Origin of the sequence: Bifidobacterium sp. (genome assembly GCF_050874245.1) — a bacterium.
Taxonomy (GTDB): domain Bacteria; phylum Actinomycetota; class Actinomycetes; order Actinomycetales; family Bifidobacteriaceae; genus Bifidobacterium.
Map to the genome: position 1 here is coordinate 23,484 of NZ_JBNMKH010000013.1, position 15,703 is coordinate 39,186.

The 15,703-nt window shown below is 59.4% G+C and carries 12 protein-coding genes and 1 riboswitch; of the genes, 11 read left to right on the forward strand and 1 reads right to left on the reverse strand.

What is annotated here, in order from left to right:
- Positions 1 to 79: 79 nt before the first annotated feature.
- From ACR0P8_RS02795 to ACR0P8_RS02825, 7 genes are all read left to right on the forward strand, one after another.
- Complete coding sequence (locus ACR0P8_RS02795; protein ID WP_432623453.1) at positions 80 to 895, forward strand: hypothetical protein; 816 nt, start codon at positions 80 to 82, stop codon at positions 893 to 895.
- Positions 892 to 2,241 carry a hypothetical protein gene (locus ACR0P8_RS02800; protein ID WP_432623455.1) on the forward strand — a complete coding sequence of 450 codons (1,350 nt, stop codon included), beginning with the start codon at positions 892 to 894 and terminating at the stop codon, positions 2,239 to 2,241. The genes ACR0P8_RS02795 and ACR0P8_RS02800 overlap by 4 nt, the downstream gene beginning before the upstream one ends.
- 101 nt (positions 2,242 to 2,342) lie before the next feature.
- A complete protein-coding gene (locus ACR0P8_RS02805; protein WP_432623457.1) occupies positions 2,343 to 3,014 on the forward strand; it encodes a hypothetical protein in 672 nt (223 codons plus the stop codon).
- Between the two features lie 38 nt (positions 3,015 to 3,052).
- The gene (gene dtd / locus ACR0P8_RS02810) at positions 3,053 to 3,532 is read left to right on the forward strand and encodes a D-aminoacyl-tRNA deacylase (RefSeq protein ID WP_432623459.1); all 480 of its coding nucleotides are present in this window, start codon (positions 3,053 to 3,055) and stop codon (positions 3,530 to 3,532) included.
- Positions 3,533 to 3,640: 108 nt separating this feature from the next.
- Complete coding sequence (locus tag ACR0P8_RS02815; protein ID WP_432623461.1) at positions 3,641 to 4,633, forward strand: D-2-hydroxyacid dehydrogenase; 993 nt, start codon at positions 3,641 to 3,643, stop codon at positions 4,631 to 4,633.
- 78 nt (positions 4,634 to 4,711) lie between these two features.
- A complete protein-coding gene (locus tag ACR0P8_RS02820) occupies positions 4,712 to 5,137 on the forward strand; it encodes an XRE family transcriptional regulator (protein WP_432623463.1) in 426 nt (141 codons plus the stop codon).
- Between the two features lie 138 nt (positions 5,138 to 5,275).
- A complete protein-coding gene (locus tag ACR0P8_RS02825; protein WP_432623465.1) occupies positions 5,276 to 7,012 on the forward strand; it encodes a serine/threonine protein kinase in 1,737 nt (578 codons plus the stop codon).
- Between the two features lie 120 nt (positions 7,013 to 7,132).
- Here ACR0P8_RS02825 and ACR0P8_RS02830 read toward each other — a convergent pair whose 3' ends face one another.
- A complete protein-coding gene (locus tag ACR0P8_RS02830) occupies positions 7,133 to 8,131 on the reverse strand; it encodes a GmrSD restriction endonuclease domain-containing protein (RefSeq protein WP_432623478.1) in 999 nt (332 codons plus the stop codon).
- Between the two features lie 141 nt (positions 8,132 to 8,272).
- On the opposite strand from ACR0P8_RS02830, the gene ACR0P8_RS02835 reads away from it, so the two are divergent.
- From ACR0P8_RS02835 to ACR0P8_RS02850, 4 genes are all read left to right on the forward strand, one after another.
- Entirely contained in the window at positions 8,273 to 9,685 is a 1,413-nt protein-coding gene (locus ACR0P8_RS02835) for a C1 family peptidase (RefSeq protein ID WP_432623467.1), read from the forward strand.
- 126 nt (positions 9,686 to 9,811) lie between these two features.
- Positions 9,812 to 13,618 (forward strand): SNF2-related protein, encoded by a 3,807-nt coding sequence (locus ACR0P8_RS02840; protein WP_432623469.1) that lies wholly within the window; start codon positions 9,812 to 9,814, stop codon positions 13,616 to 13,618.
- 121 nt (positions 13,619 to 13,739) lie between these two features.
- Positions 13,740 to 13,892, forward strand: a riboswitch (FMN riboswitch).
- Between the two features lie 5 nt (positions 13,893 to 13,897).
- On the forward strand, positions 13,898 to 14,512 hold the full coding sequence (locus ACR0P8_RS02845; protein ID WP_432623471.1) for an ECF transporter S component: 615 nt from the start codon (positions 13,898 to 13,900) through the stop codon (positions 14,510 to 14,512).
- 90 nt (positions 14,513 to 14,602) lie between these two features.
- A partial coding sequence (locus tag ACR0P8_RS02850) for an ATP-binding cassette domain-containing protein (RefSeq protein ID WP_432623473.1) occupies positions 14,603 to 15,703 on the forward strand: 1,101 nt, incomplete at its 3' end.

Consider the following 15,703-nt stretch of genomic DNA (forward strand, 5'->3'; position numbering starts at 1 on the left):
GGGAAATCACGCCGATTGTTCTGTACAATCCGAAAACAGTTGCTTCAAAGGAAAGAAGACATGTCGTAAGGAACAGTCAATGGGGAATTACCAGCACAACAACGGGCCATCTGGTCCCATGCCGAACGGTGCCGACCCAACGCAGGGAAACAGGCGGTACGGGCGGTCGCCGCAAAACCCGAACGGGCAGTATCCCGGACAGTATTCCGGACCGCAAGCCCCGAGCGGACCGCAGTACTCGGATCCACGATATGCGGCTCCGTACATGCGGCAGCCTCCGGCATATCCTGGTTCCCAATCGCCGTATCCGCCGAATCCTGGCTACACCATGGTCCAGGAGAGGCCGAAAGCCAGCAGGGTTCCGTTCATCGTGCTCGGAGTCATCCTGCTGCTGATGGTCGGTATGTGCGTCTCATGCTCGGTGATTGCCGGCAATTCGGTTAGCAAAGGTATGGAGGTACTCAGCGAGAAGCAGGCGCAATGGTGCCGGGTTAAGAACGCGAAACCCACCGACGGTCTTGATTCCGTGAAGGCGGTCAAGGAAGCGAAAAGGCTTACCGATGTGCACAAAGGCGAATCCCGGTGGTCGGTCTGTTCCACGCTGATGGGCGAATACGATGAGGAGACCGCCACGTGGGCGTTGGACCAGGTTGACGTCGATTGGGGGCGTAACGCGCTGCGGTACGCGGAATTGAACGATTTGAAGGACGAGGATCCCGCCGATGACAACGGCAATGAGATGATTACCATGAGGCTGAAGATAGCCGGTTTCACGCAGCAGCAGATCGACTACGCGAAAGCGCATTGGGACGAGACGATAGGTGGCGGCGGCACGGAGGACGATACGCCGCAACACGACGGACACGGCAATGACGAGGAGGACGACAGCCTGTGAGCAACCCGAATCCATACGGTCCGAACCCGTACAATCCGAATCCCCAAGGCAACAATCCGAACAATCCGCAACACGGCGCGCCCCGACAGGGCGGCCCGCAGTACGGTATGCCACCGTACAACGGCTCCCAACGCGGACAATACGGCCAACAATACGGACCGTATGGCCAGTATGGACAAAGCGGACAAAGCGGACAATACGGCCAGTACGGCCAGCCACGACGACCGGAACCGCCCCGCATGCCGCAGATGCAACCGAACCTGCCGTACGGCCGTCCGCCGCGCAAACCGAGAAGAACGATCGGCGGAGGCGGCATCGCGGCGATCATCGTCAGCGTCCTGCTCGTGCCGATCCTGCTATTCGTGCTCCTGTTCGGCGGAGGCCTCATCTTCTACAGCAAGAAAATCGACGAAGCCACAGCCGACGGCGGCTCCCAAATCGACGAGAACAAGCCCAAGGCCGGCAGCATCGACGTATGGTACAACATTTCGGAACGACCGGACTATGAGAAAACCGTCGACTACATCCACAAACTAGCCAAAGAAACGAAACAGGCCGTCGCCGATGATGAAAAAGGCTTCCTGAAAAACAATAACCTGCCCTACAACAGAAACAACAGGGAATACGTCGAAACCTACGTGAAAATGCTCCAAGCATACGACGAATACACAGCCAAGGACAGCGAGCTCAACAGCGTCGACATCCAGGAATTGGATGACATGATCTCTTACCGCAAAATCCAAGTGGAACAGATTGTGGAACAATTCAACAAGCATGAACATCTCGGCGCGAAAACCGTCGCCACGGACGAGGACGGCGGCAAACGAGACGTCTACACGGACACCCGAACCAACATGCGCAAAGCATGGGACGAACATGAACAGCAGGTCGCCCAATACCAATACAACGGCAACGATTGGATCGGCGCAGCCAAAGAGGCCGCAAGACTGGCCGGCATGGAAATCGACTGGAACATCTACAACGCCGACAAAGTATGCACGCCCCAAGACTACACCTACGTGCAGGCGCTGTACTGTCCCATGACCCCGAACCTGATATACGCCAATTCAAACCAATCCCACTGGGACACCGCGTATGCATTGGCGACGATAAAACACGAGATCGCCCACCACGCCATCCACATGCGCTGCGGAACCTTATCGCCGCCAGTCGTCATGTCCGGCCGCACGAACCGCACCGAAGCGGTGACCAGCAGCTACGCGATCATGTTCCTCGGCGCCGACTCCGAACAACTGAACATGGTGCGTGGAGACCAATACCGCTTCGACGACGAATCAAACGCCATGGCCGCGAAGATCCACAACAACCAATGCAAGGTGGAATGACAACGGTTGTAGCCGACGCCGCCTAACATGCATAACGGAAACGACGCCGAACACAAAAACCGGCGCCGCAAAGAATGCATGGAGAGGCGGTTCGAATCGATATGGGCAGCAACAGCACCGGCAACGCGCGGCCGACGGCAACGAAAAACGTGACACCCGCAGTCACCCCATGGGGCAAAAACCGGGTCAAAAACACCGAAACCGGCAAACACGTGCTCATCATGCCAGGCATCGGCTACACCGTGGACCGGCCACTACTGTACTGGGCCGCACAGGCGCTCGCGGCCAACGGCTGGTTCGTGGACCGGCTCGACCTGAAACTCACGGAAAGCGTCGAATTCCCGGAAATGATCGCATGCATGGAACGCGTGGTGGACGAATGGCGTGACACCGCGATCGAACACGCCGCCGAATCCGGAGAAGAAGCGCAGCTGCTGGTCGTCACCAAATCACTATCCACGCTCTCATACCCGCATTCCGCGAAACTCGGCCTACGCGTCGTGCTGCTCACCCCGGTACTGAACCCGCCGCCATTCGACAAGCACAAGTCAATCATCCCCGCGCCCCTCCCAGGAGCGGCGTCAAGCCCAATGCCACTGATCTGCGCAGGCGACGCCGACCCCTACTACGACGATGCCAAAGCACACCTGCTCACCGACCACGTGCACACATACGCCGGAGCCAACCACTCCATCGAAGTGCCCGACGACTGGCAGACCTCACTCGACTACCTGAAACAGGTCACGCAAGCCATCATCGACTACGCCGGCTGAAAAGCCGAAAAAGAAACCAAACAAAGAACGGACCCGCCATGCGCATCATACTGCAGAAAGTAAGCCAAGCATCCGTCGACGTGATCGACGAGACAAGCGGAAAACCCGACACCACATTCGAACCGCAACACATCGACACCGGCTACATGCTGCTCGTCGGTGTAGAAGACACGGACGGAACGAAACAAGTGGAATGGCTCGCCCGAAAAATCGCCAACCTACGCGCCTTCGAAGACGACAACGGCAAAATGAACCATTCCATCCACGACGTGAACGGCAGCATACTATCAATCTCCCAATTCACGCTCTACGCGGACATACGCAGAGGCAACCGCCCAAGCTTCGTAAAAGCCGGCGCTCCAGACCACGCCGAACAAGTATGGCACCAGTTCAACAACGCCCTACGCGCCCAAAACCTCACCGTCAAAGAAGGACAATTCGGCGCCCACATGCGCGTAAACCTCACCAACGACGGACCAGTCACCATCATCCTCGACACCAACGAACTCGGCATATAAAAACACCAACACACAAACAACACACAACAGGCACACAGCATACAAGACACACCACCAGCACCAAAACAAACACCACACATATCCCACGGTTGACATAGGGTTAACCGCATGGGAACAGGGAACGAACACAAACTCATCGTCAACTGCCTGCCGTTGACCGACACCGAACGCGCACAATTCACACGCGCCGCAAAAGGCACGCCACAAGAATTCATAGGCGACCCAACACAACGCGGCAACATGGGATGGACCGCCGAAATCCCCGACAACCTCAAAACCAAAGCCACCGCAATCATCGGCAACATCCCACCCGAACAATGCGCACAATGCCCCAAACTCGAATGGCTACAAACTTGGAGCGCCGGAGTCGACAAATACCAACAACCCGGCATCCTACAACCCGGATCCATGCTCACCAACGCCACTGGCGCATACGGACAAAGCGTATCCGAACACATGTTCGCCATGATGTGGGCCATCATGAAAAACCTACACATCTACGCCGCCAACAACCCACAAGCCACATGGCACGACGCCGGCCGAGCCCTCAGCCCGGAAGGCAAAACCGCACTCATCATCGGCACCGGAGATATCGGATCACACTTCGCACAACTCTGCAAAAACACCGGCATGAACACCATCGGCATCCGCCGCCACACCACAGTCAACGCACCAGGCATCGACCACATGGTCGGCATCGAAACACTCGACAACGTCCTCCAATACGCCGACATCATCGCCATGAGCGTCCCCTCAACCCCAGCCACACACCACCTACTCAACACACAACGACTCACAAAACTCAAACCCAACGCCATCATCCTCAACGCCGGACGAGGAGACGCCATCGACAACCAAGCGCTCGCCGAAGCGCTCGCGGACGGCGCGATCCGCGGCGCCGGGCTTGATGTGACCGAACCGGAACCCCTACCGGCCGAATCTCCGCTGTGGAAAGAGCCGCGGTGCCTGATCACTCCCCATGTGGCGGGTAGCAACCATCTGGAAGCCACGGAACGACGCATCATCGCCATCGCCTTGGGCAATGTACGCTGCTATGCCAATGGGCAGTCGCTCGACAACCGCATGCCGCTTAGGGGATGATCGGAGTACGGGGGTGCGTGGAGGTTCTTCAGTTGTCAACTGAATGGGTCGAATCGGACGTCCTCTAAGATGAACCGCGTGGAACATCTGACTGAAGAATTACTCGAACGACTGCTGGAAAGCTCCGACATCTCCGACTATCTCGACAGCCAGGCCGTTGTGGAGAGGGAGCTGCCCGAGTATCTGTTCGCGCTTATGAAGGCGCATAATCTCAAACGCGCTGATGTGGTGCGTGGCTCGGGGGTGAATGCGACGGTCGTCTATGATATCTTCGCCGGCAAAAGCAAGCCGGGACGCGACCATGCCATCATGATTGCCTTCGGACTCGAATGCGACCTCAGGGAGACCCAGAGGCTGCTGCGTCTCGCCGGAGTGGCGGAACTGTGGTGCAAACAGCGCCGCGACGCCATCATCATCTGGTGTATCAACAAGGCGTTCGACCGTTTGGCCACCGACAACGAGCTGTGCCGCATGGGGGAGCGGCCGCTGCTGCAGACGAACTGATTTCGGGTGCGTGTCCGCGCGCGCATATCCGGCATGACGTGCCTCCGTCGGCATCATCGTCGTTATCATTGAAAATGGTTCCGACGCGTATCCGAGACGTCGGTTGAGGATGGGGAACGCCGGAAAGTCGAGGAAATCATGGATGACAAACAGGTCATGCACGCCATGAGCCTCGATGATGCCTACCATGTCGACCAGGTGCTTGCCCGTGGTTCCGGAGGGGTCACCGAGCTGGTCAGCATCGGGGGAGCCGGTCCGTTCGTGCGCAAGAAAATCCCCCTTCAACTGGCCCGTCGCAATGTCTGGTCTGCGCTCGGCGAATGCTCCAGTTCGCGGCTGCCGCATGTCGAAGCCACCTACGAACTGCCGGACTGCTTTGTGGTGATCTACGATTACGTGGCCGGGGAGCCTCTTGAAACCGTGGTGTCGGAACGTGGCGGGATGCCGATGGATGCCGCGGTCGCGGTGATAGGTCAATTGTGCGAGGCGGTCGGCGAATTGCACGCGCATGGCATCGTGCATCGTGACATCTCGCCTAAGAACGTCATCATGGCATCCGACGGAGCCCATCTCATCGATCTGGGTATCTCGCGCATGCATGCCGAGAAGCCGGTGGGGCACGACACGACGATTCTCGGCACTTGGGGTTTTGCTCCGGCCGAGCAATACGGCTTCGCCCAGACCGATTCCCGTTCCGACATCTATTCGTTGGGACGGCTGCTCGGCTATCTGTTGACGGGCGTGTATCCGACCGACAAGGATTACGAGCGTCTGCTGAACGACGACAGTGTGGTCGACGGTCATACGCGTGCCGTGATCGCGCGGGCGTGTACGATGGAGCCGAGCGCGCGTCCGCAGACCGTGGCGCAGTTCATGGACGAGCTTACGGGACGCGCGCCGCTGCCGGACACGTCGGCTCTCGATGCGCGCGACGGCGAAGGCGACGATAGGCATCTTCGCCGTGGCATGGGGCGCGTCGGCGGTGCTTTGCGTCATCTTCGCGGTTCGGTGGCCGCATTGCCCATGTCCACACGAGTTGTGGGTTCTCTTGCGGCGCTGCTATGCGCGACGCTGGCCGTTGTGCTGGTCTTCGGCGGAGCGCAGGCGATGGTACAACGATTCGGAGGCGACGGGCGGGCCGGCCGCACCGTGGCGGAATCGGAATCATCCACCTCCTCGGAGCAGTCGGAAGACTCGTCCCAGCCGCGCGAAAGCGGGCAAGGCGAAAGTGGACAGGGCGAAAGCAAGCAGGACGGAAACGGGATATCGGGTGGCGGCGGCGATGCCGAATCGTCGGATTCCGACAAGATACTGCGGATCGGCGAATCCGGATGGTACGCGAAGGACGGTTATGTGCATTATGCCGTCGAACTGCGTGACACCAGCGCGGACAAGGGAGTCTCCATGCCAACGATATCCATCGTCGGCAAAGACAAGGAAGGCAAGATCCTGTTCACCGATGACTGCGGCGTCTTCCAGATCGACGCGGGACAGTCGATATGGGTCGGCGGCAATGCGGGAAACGGCGGCAAGAATCCCTCCACGGTCGAGTTCAAGCCGGTGGAATCCTCCGAGTACCACTACACCTCCGAGGGGAAGTGGACGTTCTCGATCGGATCGTTGAATACCAGCAAATCGGAGGAGACCACGAATTTCACAGGCGAGCTCCGCCTGACGTCACGCACGGCGGAAACCATGTACCAACAGGCAAGGCTCGCCTTGGTGCTGCGTGACAAAAACGGCAGGGTCGTGTATGGGGACATGGAATTCGTGCCATTGCCCAGTGAAGGGGATTCCCGGGCTTTCTCGATCACGGTAATGAACGACGAGATTCCCAAATACGCGTCGTTCGAGGTGTATGCGCAACCATGGTGACGTCGTGGACGCGCAGCATGGTGGCCTGCCATACGCGCGTCATGCGAAACATGCCGTTATGAAAGAAGGTGCCGGATGGAAACCCATCCGGCACCTTAGCATTTCAGCAACCTGTATCGGCTATTCGCAGGCTACTCCATCATGGTCGCGGTCCAGTTGTGAACGGTATCCGGGCTGTCCTTGGTAGATGGGCGCCGCGCCGGCCGCACGTGCGGCCGTACAGTTCTGGTAGTAGACATCCTGCTGCTGCGGTGTCGGAGCAGGTTCCTGAGCCGGCTCCGGAGTGGAGACGGAGGATGAAGCCTGCTGATCGGACTGCTGCGTCTGCTCCCCGGATTGCGACTGGTCATCCTGCGTCTGCACGTCCTGTTCGTCGGACTGGTCGGTTTGATCGGTCTGCTCAGACTCCTCGGTGGTTTCGGTCGTAGCCACGCCGACTCCCGTGTAGTCGGGGACGGTCTGCGCCGGGCAGGAGGACAGCACCTTGGCCATGGCCTCTTTCTCTGCCTTGGTGACCCACAGCGAATACTTGTGCTTCACTCCAATCTGACGAGCCACGTACTCGCAACGGAACCCTTTGTTGGCTGGCAGCCAAGTCGCGGCATCGCCATCAGACTTCTTCTGGTTGGCACGCCCTTGCACGGCCAGCAGATTGTACGGATCATTCGCCAGCTCGGTGCGCTTCGTCTTGCTGAGCTTCTGCGCGCCCTTCTGCCAGGCGTCGCTCAAAGCCACCACGTGGTCGATTTGTACGGCCGTGGAGGTCTTCTTGCCCTTCTTGAACTTGATGTCCTTGCCGGTGTACGGATCATGCAGTGTGCCGGACTTCACCACACACTTATGGGTGCCCCACTTATATCTCACGCTGGTAAGGTCGCGGTTGAGAATATCGTTGCGGGTGTCGCAGCCGTTATGATCCACGTCGGTCCACGCCTTGCCGAATTGCGTGCGCTTGTATCCCGTTTTAGGGGCGCGTCCCTTGACCTCCAGCGATTCCAGCACTTCGGTGGCGGACTGTCCTGCTCCGGTGCCATCGGTCGGCTCATCGGCGAACGCCGAGCCGGTCGGCAGTCCGACCAGCAGGCTCGCGGCCAGTAATCCGGACAGTATGGTCGTCATTGATCTGTGTCGTCGCATGGTATGCTCCTTATCTCAAAACCCTCCGATCTTTACAGAATATCCCTTGCTTCCTGTTGAATCGCCCGCACATGACGGGAGTCGTTTCCGTCATGGTCAAGACATGCGGCGAGAATCGGGCGTATGACAAACAACAAGGCAATCAAACCAGAACTTCTCACACGGTACGCCAAGGATTTCAACGCGGATCGCGCCAATCTCGTGGCCGCCAACGCAGCTGTTTCCGAAGGCGTGCTCGAAGCCGCCGCCGATTACAAGGGACAGCGCTCTCTGCCGCGTGACTTCTCCATCGAACTGAAGCAGGGGTCCATCACCAATCAGCGCCATTCCGGCCGGTGTTGGATGTTCGCTTCACTCAACACCCTGCGCTACGAGCTTATGCACAAGTGGGGTCTTGACGATTTCGAGTTCTCCGAGAACTATCTGTTCTTCTGGGACGCGATGGAGAAGTCGAACACGTATCTGGAGAACGTACTGTCCACACTTGACGAGCCGACTGATGGCCGTCTGTTCCAGGAGATTAACTATGGTCCGGCGGACGATGGCGGCTGGTGGCAGATGTTTGTCGCCTTGGTCGACAAGTATGGCCTCGTACCGAAGAGCGCCTATCCGGAATCCGCCAATTCCAAGAATTCCGACGCGTTCAAGCAGTATCTCAACAGCAGACTGCGTCAGTTCGCCGCGGACCTGCGTGAGCGTCATGAAGCTGGCGCATCGGTCGACGAGTTGCGCGCTGTCAAGGACGACGACATGTCCACCGTGTACCGCATGTGCGCGATCTCCCTGGGCGAACCCCCGGAGAAGTTCGATTTCCTGGCTCGCGTGAGCGATGACGACAAGAAGAACGACAAGAAGGATTCCGGAAGCAAGTCCGACAAGCCGAAGAGCGGCAAAGACGAGCGTCGTCAGATCCGCGAGACCGGCATCACGCCAATGGAATTCTACAAGAAGTACGTGCCGGTGGACGTCGATGATTTCGTGACGCTGTGCAACGTACCGATGGCATCCCGTCCGTTCAACAATCGTTATCGCATCCGCTACACCGCCAATGTGGCCGAGGCTGGCGACATGGAGTTCGTTAACGTGCCGCTCGACGTGTTCAAGAAGGCCGCCGTCGCCCAGATCAGCGCCGGACACCCAATCTGGTTCGCCTGCGACTGCATGCAGTTCTCGCTGCGTTTCGCCGGCTATTTCGATTGCGACAGCGTGCGCGTCGACCAGCTGTTCGGCACCGATTTCGATTTCGACAAGGCGCACGGCCTCGAATACGGCGACAGCCCGAGCAACCATGCCATGACCATCACCGGCGTGAACCTTGACGAGCAGGGCAAGCCGAACCGCTGGAAGGTGGAGAACAGCTGGGGCAAGGACAACGGCGTGGACGGCTATTATGTGGCATCCGACGCATGGTTCGACCGCTACGTGACCGAGATCATCATCCGCAAGGAATACCTCGATGACGCCACTCGCGCGCTGCTGATCGCCGAGCCTGTGGAGCTCGACCCGTGGCAGCCGCTGACCAAGCGTTGCCGCTGACGCAAGGTCTCCAAAGTCTCCGACGTACGCTCCGCGAAGCCGTGGTCTAATTCAGGCCACGGCTTCGCTGTTCCTCTGAGCTGGTACAGTGGCATAAGAACAAATGTGCGAACGATTGGGGTTCAGGTGACGGACACTCTGGCATGGCTTTCCGACGAATTGCGCAGCGAATGCGGACAGCCGGTGTTGCAGCGCGCCCGCGGCATAGCCAACCAGTGGCGTTCCAAAATGTCCGATTTGCATTGCCTGAACGACGGTACCTCCGACTGCATCACTCTGCATGCAAGCGTGCGTGGCACCACCTCACCGTCCAGCCGATATGAGGTGCAGGCCACAATCGACCTCGGCGACAAGCTGTTCCTGGCGCGATACTGTTCCTGCCCAGCGTTCGACGGATCCCAGCACGGCTACGGCTCCCGTCGAGCTTTCGACTACCACAACAGTCCGAAATACCGCAGTTTCGATGACGATGACGATTACGACTACGTAGACGATTATGACGATTTCGGCTCCGGCACGACCTACGGTCATGTGGCCGACGATGACGTTCCCGTCCGTTCCGGCAGCCCTCGGTACACCGGCATGTGCAAGCATGTCGCTGCCGTACTGCTGCTGTTCCTGCAGCAGCCGGAACGGTTCCAAGGCTTCCATGCGACTGCGGCTATGCCCCGCGATCTCGCCGACGCCATGCGCTCCCTCGACGCGAGCAATGGCAACGCCGGAGAAGGCGCCCAACTCAAGGTCCTCAAACGGATCGTCGACGCAAAAAGCAGACTGATCGCCGAGCAACGCGGCGCTTCCGAACAAGGCATGGCCGCCGGAACGAAACGCAGGACGAATTCGCCGGTCGATGTCACACCGGGAAGCGTGCATCTCGACCCCGCACTGGCCTTCGTTCATGGCTCCGTGTGCCTGTCGTTGCATATCGGCTGCGCCGACGCCGACTACGTGCTCAAAAGCATCTCGAATTTCGTGTCCGACATGCGGATTGGAAAATACGAATCATACGGCAAGAAACTCGCGTTCACCCACACGCCGGACATGCTCGACCCGTTCTCCCTGAAATTGTTCCGCTTCCTGCAGCAGGTGATCGACTCCCGTGCGGCCGCGCAGCTCCAGAACGGATACTATTACGGCGGAACGGTGCGCGTCGACCGCGAGCTCATCCTCACCGATTGGGAGGTCTGCGACCTGCTTGATCTGTTCCGCGCAGTGACACGAGACGAATACGAGGAGCGTGAAACGAAGGCGCGCGCACTCCTGCGCGAGTCGGACACCCAAGGGTTGAGGAGACTACTCGTCGAGGACGCCGAACGGGCCAGAAAATCAGGTCCGAGCCGTATCCAACTGGTTAATGAGGGAGGGGAGCCGTTCGGCCTCGACATCATCGATGGCGACCCCGACATCATGCTGAACGCCGCCTACGCGCAAGAAGGCACGGCATCCGGAGTGCGCATCACCTCGAGCCGCGTCATCGGGGACGTCATCCAAGGACGCGCAGGCTTCTACATCCTGAGCCATGAACGGCTTGACGGCCGCGCGGATTCGGACAAGGTGAGAATAGACGGCCTGTTCCGATGCACCGACAAATTGCGTCCCGCATTGCGTGTGCTGCCCGACCTATGCTCCGGAGACCCGGACGGCGTGTTCATCTCCGAAAACGATTGGCCCATGTTCGTCCGAACCATCGTGCCGAAGCTCACCGAAGCCGGCATCGGATTCGACATTCCACAGGAAGTGGCCGACGCGGTCGGCGCCGACTGCCGGATCGAATTCTATTTGGACCGGGACATGTACGGCATCACCTGCGAGACGGTGGCAAGGTACGGCGATTTCGTCTTCCAGCTGGTGCCGACCGCCAGGGAGCTGCGTGGCGTCATCAACCCCGATTCGCGTTCGATGGCATCGCGGGTCAAGCGTGATTCGTCTCGTGAATCGTTCGCCGTGCAGGTGGTGCGCCAGCTGTGCCCGACATGGAGTTCCGTCGACGTGGCGCGCATCAAGGAGGAGGATGAGCAGGCGATTCTGCTCATGCTCACCGACGGTGTCGATATTCTCAGGTCGGTCGGTCAGGTGTTCTCCACGGCCGCGTTCGACGGCATGATGCAGCCGAATCCGCCAAGCGTGAAAGTGGGACTGTCCATTGATTCGAACCTCGTGGAGATCTCGCCGATCGCCGACGAGGTTCCTATGAACGAGGTTGGCGCGCTGCTTGACTCCTATCGCAGGAAACGCCGCTACCACAGGCTCAAAAACGGCGCATTCGTGGATTTGAAGGAAGCCGACCTGCGCGAGCTCGACCAAGTGGCCACGGACCTTGACCTCGACGAGGAAACGCTTGACTCCGGAACCATCAGAATCCCCGGATACCAGGCCTTTCTGCTGGACGCCCAAGTGGATGACGATGACAAAAGCCCATCGTTCGTGGACTACGTCAACGACGTGAGGATCATTGACCCGAAACGCTACGAGGTGCCCGAATGTCTCAAGGGTGTGCTCCGCCCATACCAGGTTGAAGGCTTCCAATGGCTGTCCACCTTGTGGGACAAGGGCTTCGGAGGCATCCTCGCCGACGAGATGGGACTGGGCAAATCCGTGCAGCTGCTGTCGCTCGTCGAAGCGCGCAAGGGGAGCGGTCCCGCGCTGATCGTCTGCCCCGCATCGCTCGTATACAATTGGGCCGCGGAATGCGAGAAATTCGCAGGCGATCTCACGGTTGAAGTCGTTGCCGGCACGAAGGCGCAGCGACGCAAGGCCATCGCGTCCGTCGCATCGCAATCCAAGAAAGACCACGATGCGACGGACGGCGACACGTCATACGACGGCGCCGACCTGGTCATCACATCCTATGATCTGCTGCGGCGCGATGCGGACGACTACGCCGCCTGCCATTTCGCGATGATGGCCCTCGACGAGGCCCAGTACATCAAGAACCATGCCACGAAACTGGCGAAGGCCGTCAAACGGGTGCCGGCCGACCATCGCTTCGCGTTGACCGGAACACCAATCGAGAACCGGTTGAGCGAACTGTGGAGCATCTTCGACTTCCTCATGCCGGGACTGCTCGGCACATACGCGAAATTCCGCGAGAAGTACGAGCAGCCAATCATGGCGCCCGGGCCTGAGCATTCCGTCATGGCGGACAAGCTGCAGGCATTGGTCGGATTGTTCATCAAACGACGTCTGAAGAAGGACGTGCTCACCGACCTGCCCGACAAATTCGAGAACGTGATCACCGTCAAACTGGAAGGCGAGCAGCGTAAACTCTACGCCGCTCACGAACAGAGACTACGGGCCACGCTCACCAAAACGGCCGACGCCGATTTCAACACCAAGAAGATCCGCATTCTTGCCGAATTCACGCTGCTGCGCGAGATATGCTGTGACCCGCGGCTGGTGTACGCCGACGCGAAGAACGCCTCCGCCAAACTCGACGCCATCGCGGAACTCGTGGCCACCTGCATGGACGAAGGCAGGAAGGTGCTCGTGTTCTCGCAGTTCACCTCGTTCCTTGAACTTATCGGAGTCAGGCTTGCCGAACAAGGCGTGGACTATTACACGATCACCGGCGAGACGCCGAAGCGGCGCCGCGTCGAGCTGGTCGACGAATTCAACGGCAACGACGTGCCCGTGTTCCTCATCTCGCTCAAGGCGGGCAACACCGGTTTGAACCTGGTGGGCGCCTCCGTGGTGGTGCATGCCGACCCATGGTGGAACGCGGCCGCGCAGAACCAGGCCACCGACCGAGCGCACCGCATCGGCCAGACACAGGATGTGAACGTGTACCAGATCGTCGCCAAGGACACCATCGAGGAACGCATCCTGAAACTACAGGAGAAGAAAACCGAATTGGCGCAGCAATTCACCGACGGAACCGCGTCCGGAGGCATCGGAACGCTCGACAAAGACGATCTGCTTGGTCTGCTGTCGTGACGTGCTGCTGGGTGTGAGCATGCGCGTCACGACAGGAGCGCATGCCGCTTCCCATCTCGCATCGCAGGACGAAACCGTCCGACGGCTTGCGAATATCGCATGGTGGGCGTATATATGGACGGGCAAGTTTCAGGGAAGGTGAAATTCCTTACTGGCGGTAACGACACGACCGGCATCCATAACGGTCCCATGTCGAAGCCCGCGACCCGCGAAAGCGGCTGATCCGGTGGAAATCCGGGGCCAACGGTTACAGTCCGGATGGAAGAAACGGAGCTCAACATGAGTGTATCCTCTCCTACCAATACAGCATCCGATCAAGCCGACAAGCCGCTGTCCCGTCCGGACAACGCCCATTCCACGGGAGTTGCCGATTCCGGACGCTGGTCCACCAAACGCATCGCCATGTACGCGCTGTTCGTGGCGCTGTCCATGGCCGTCAGCTTCATCGAATTTCCTATCATTCCGGGCGTGCAGTGGCTCAAATACGATCCATCCGGCATTGTGAGCCTCGTCGCGGGCTTCGCCTTCGGGCCGGCGGCCGCGGTCATCGTCAGTGTGCTCGGATTCATACCGCACCTGTTCACCAACCCGTGGGGCACGCTGATGGCCGTGCTCGTGGCATTGGGACTGTCCGTGCCGGCGTCACTCATCTACAGAAGGAACAAGACCCGCAAGGGAGCGCTGGTCGGCATCATCGTCGGCGCCGTGGTGGCTCTGGTTCTGGCCATCATCGGCAACGTCATCGTCACGCCATTCTACGCTCACATGACCACCGCCCAGGTGGTGGCGCTCATCGTGCCGGCCCTGCTGCCGTTCAATGCGTTGAAGTTCACCATACACGGCGTGGTCACGTTCCTGATCTACAAGCCGGTCTCCAACCTGCTGAACCGTTGAGCCCCGTTCGTCATCGAATGAAATGAGCATGGAGGAACCTTCCACATAGGCCGGAAGGTTCCTCCAGCCGTTTCGGGAAGGAAGACCTTCATGGATTCGACCAATACGCCGGTCGTGGAATTGAGCGATGTGCGTTTCACCTACGACGGTGGCGCTACATGGGCACTCGATGGAGTCAGTCTCGACATCCGGCGTGGCGAACGCATCTGTCTAACCGGTCCGAACGGGTCAGGCAAGACCACGCTGTCGCGGGTGATCGCGGGATTAATGGCACCCGACGAAGGCTGCGTCACATTGCTGGGCAATGCGGTGTTCGACGACGCCGGAGCGCACGCCCAAGCTTACCGTGCGGCGCGTCGCGGCATCGGAGCCGTGTTCCAGAATCCCGGGGATCAGATCGTCACCACGGTCACGGAGGACGATGTGGCCTTCGGTCCGGAGAACCTCGCGGTCGCGCATGACAAGATCGGCGAACGCATCGCCAGCTCGTTGGGCGCGGTGGACATGGAGGATTTCCGGACTTCCGACCCGACGCGTATGAGCGGCGGCCAACAGCAGCGCGTCGCCATCGCGGGCATGCTGGCCATGAATTCCGAGATACTGGTACTGGACGAGCCGACCGCCATGCTCGATCCTTCGGGACGTGCCGATATCATGCGCGTGCTGGACGAACTGCAGGAACGGGGAACCACCATCATCCTCGTCACCCACCATGAGGATGAGCTCGACCATGCGGACCGCGTGATCCAACTGGAATCCGGCCATATCGTAGGCGACGGGCCGGTCGAGGAAAGCCTGCACCTGCCGATACGCTCCGTTGGCCTGCCCAAACATGTTCAGAAATCCCGAGGCGAAACGATTATCGACGTGAACGATCTGGCATATCGCCACGCGGACGCCGAACACGACGTGTTCAACCACCTGTCATTCACCATCGACAAAGGCGAGACCGTGGCGCTGACGGGGCATAACGGCGCCGGCAAAACCACATTGGCACGCCTGCTGTGCGCGTTGACGAAACCTAAATCAGGATCTGTCGTGATTGATGGCATCGCCGTGGCCGCGACGAAACGCAACGGCGTGGTGAAATCGCCCAATCGCAGGAACCGCGCCAGGCTGCGGCGCACGGTCGGGTATGTCATGCAGCATCCGGAACGCCAGCTGTTTGCCGAGACCGTGGCCGAAGACGTG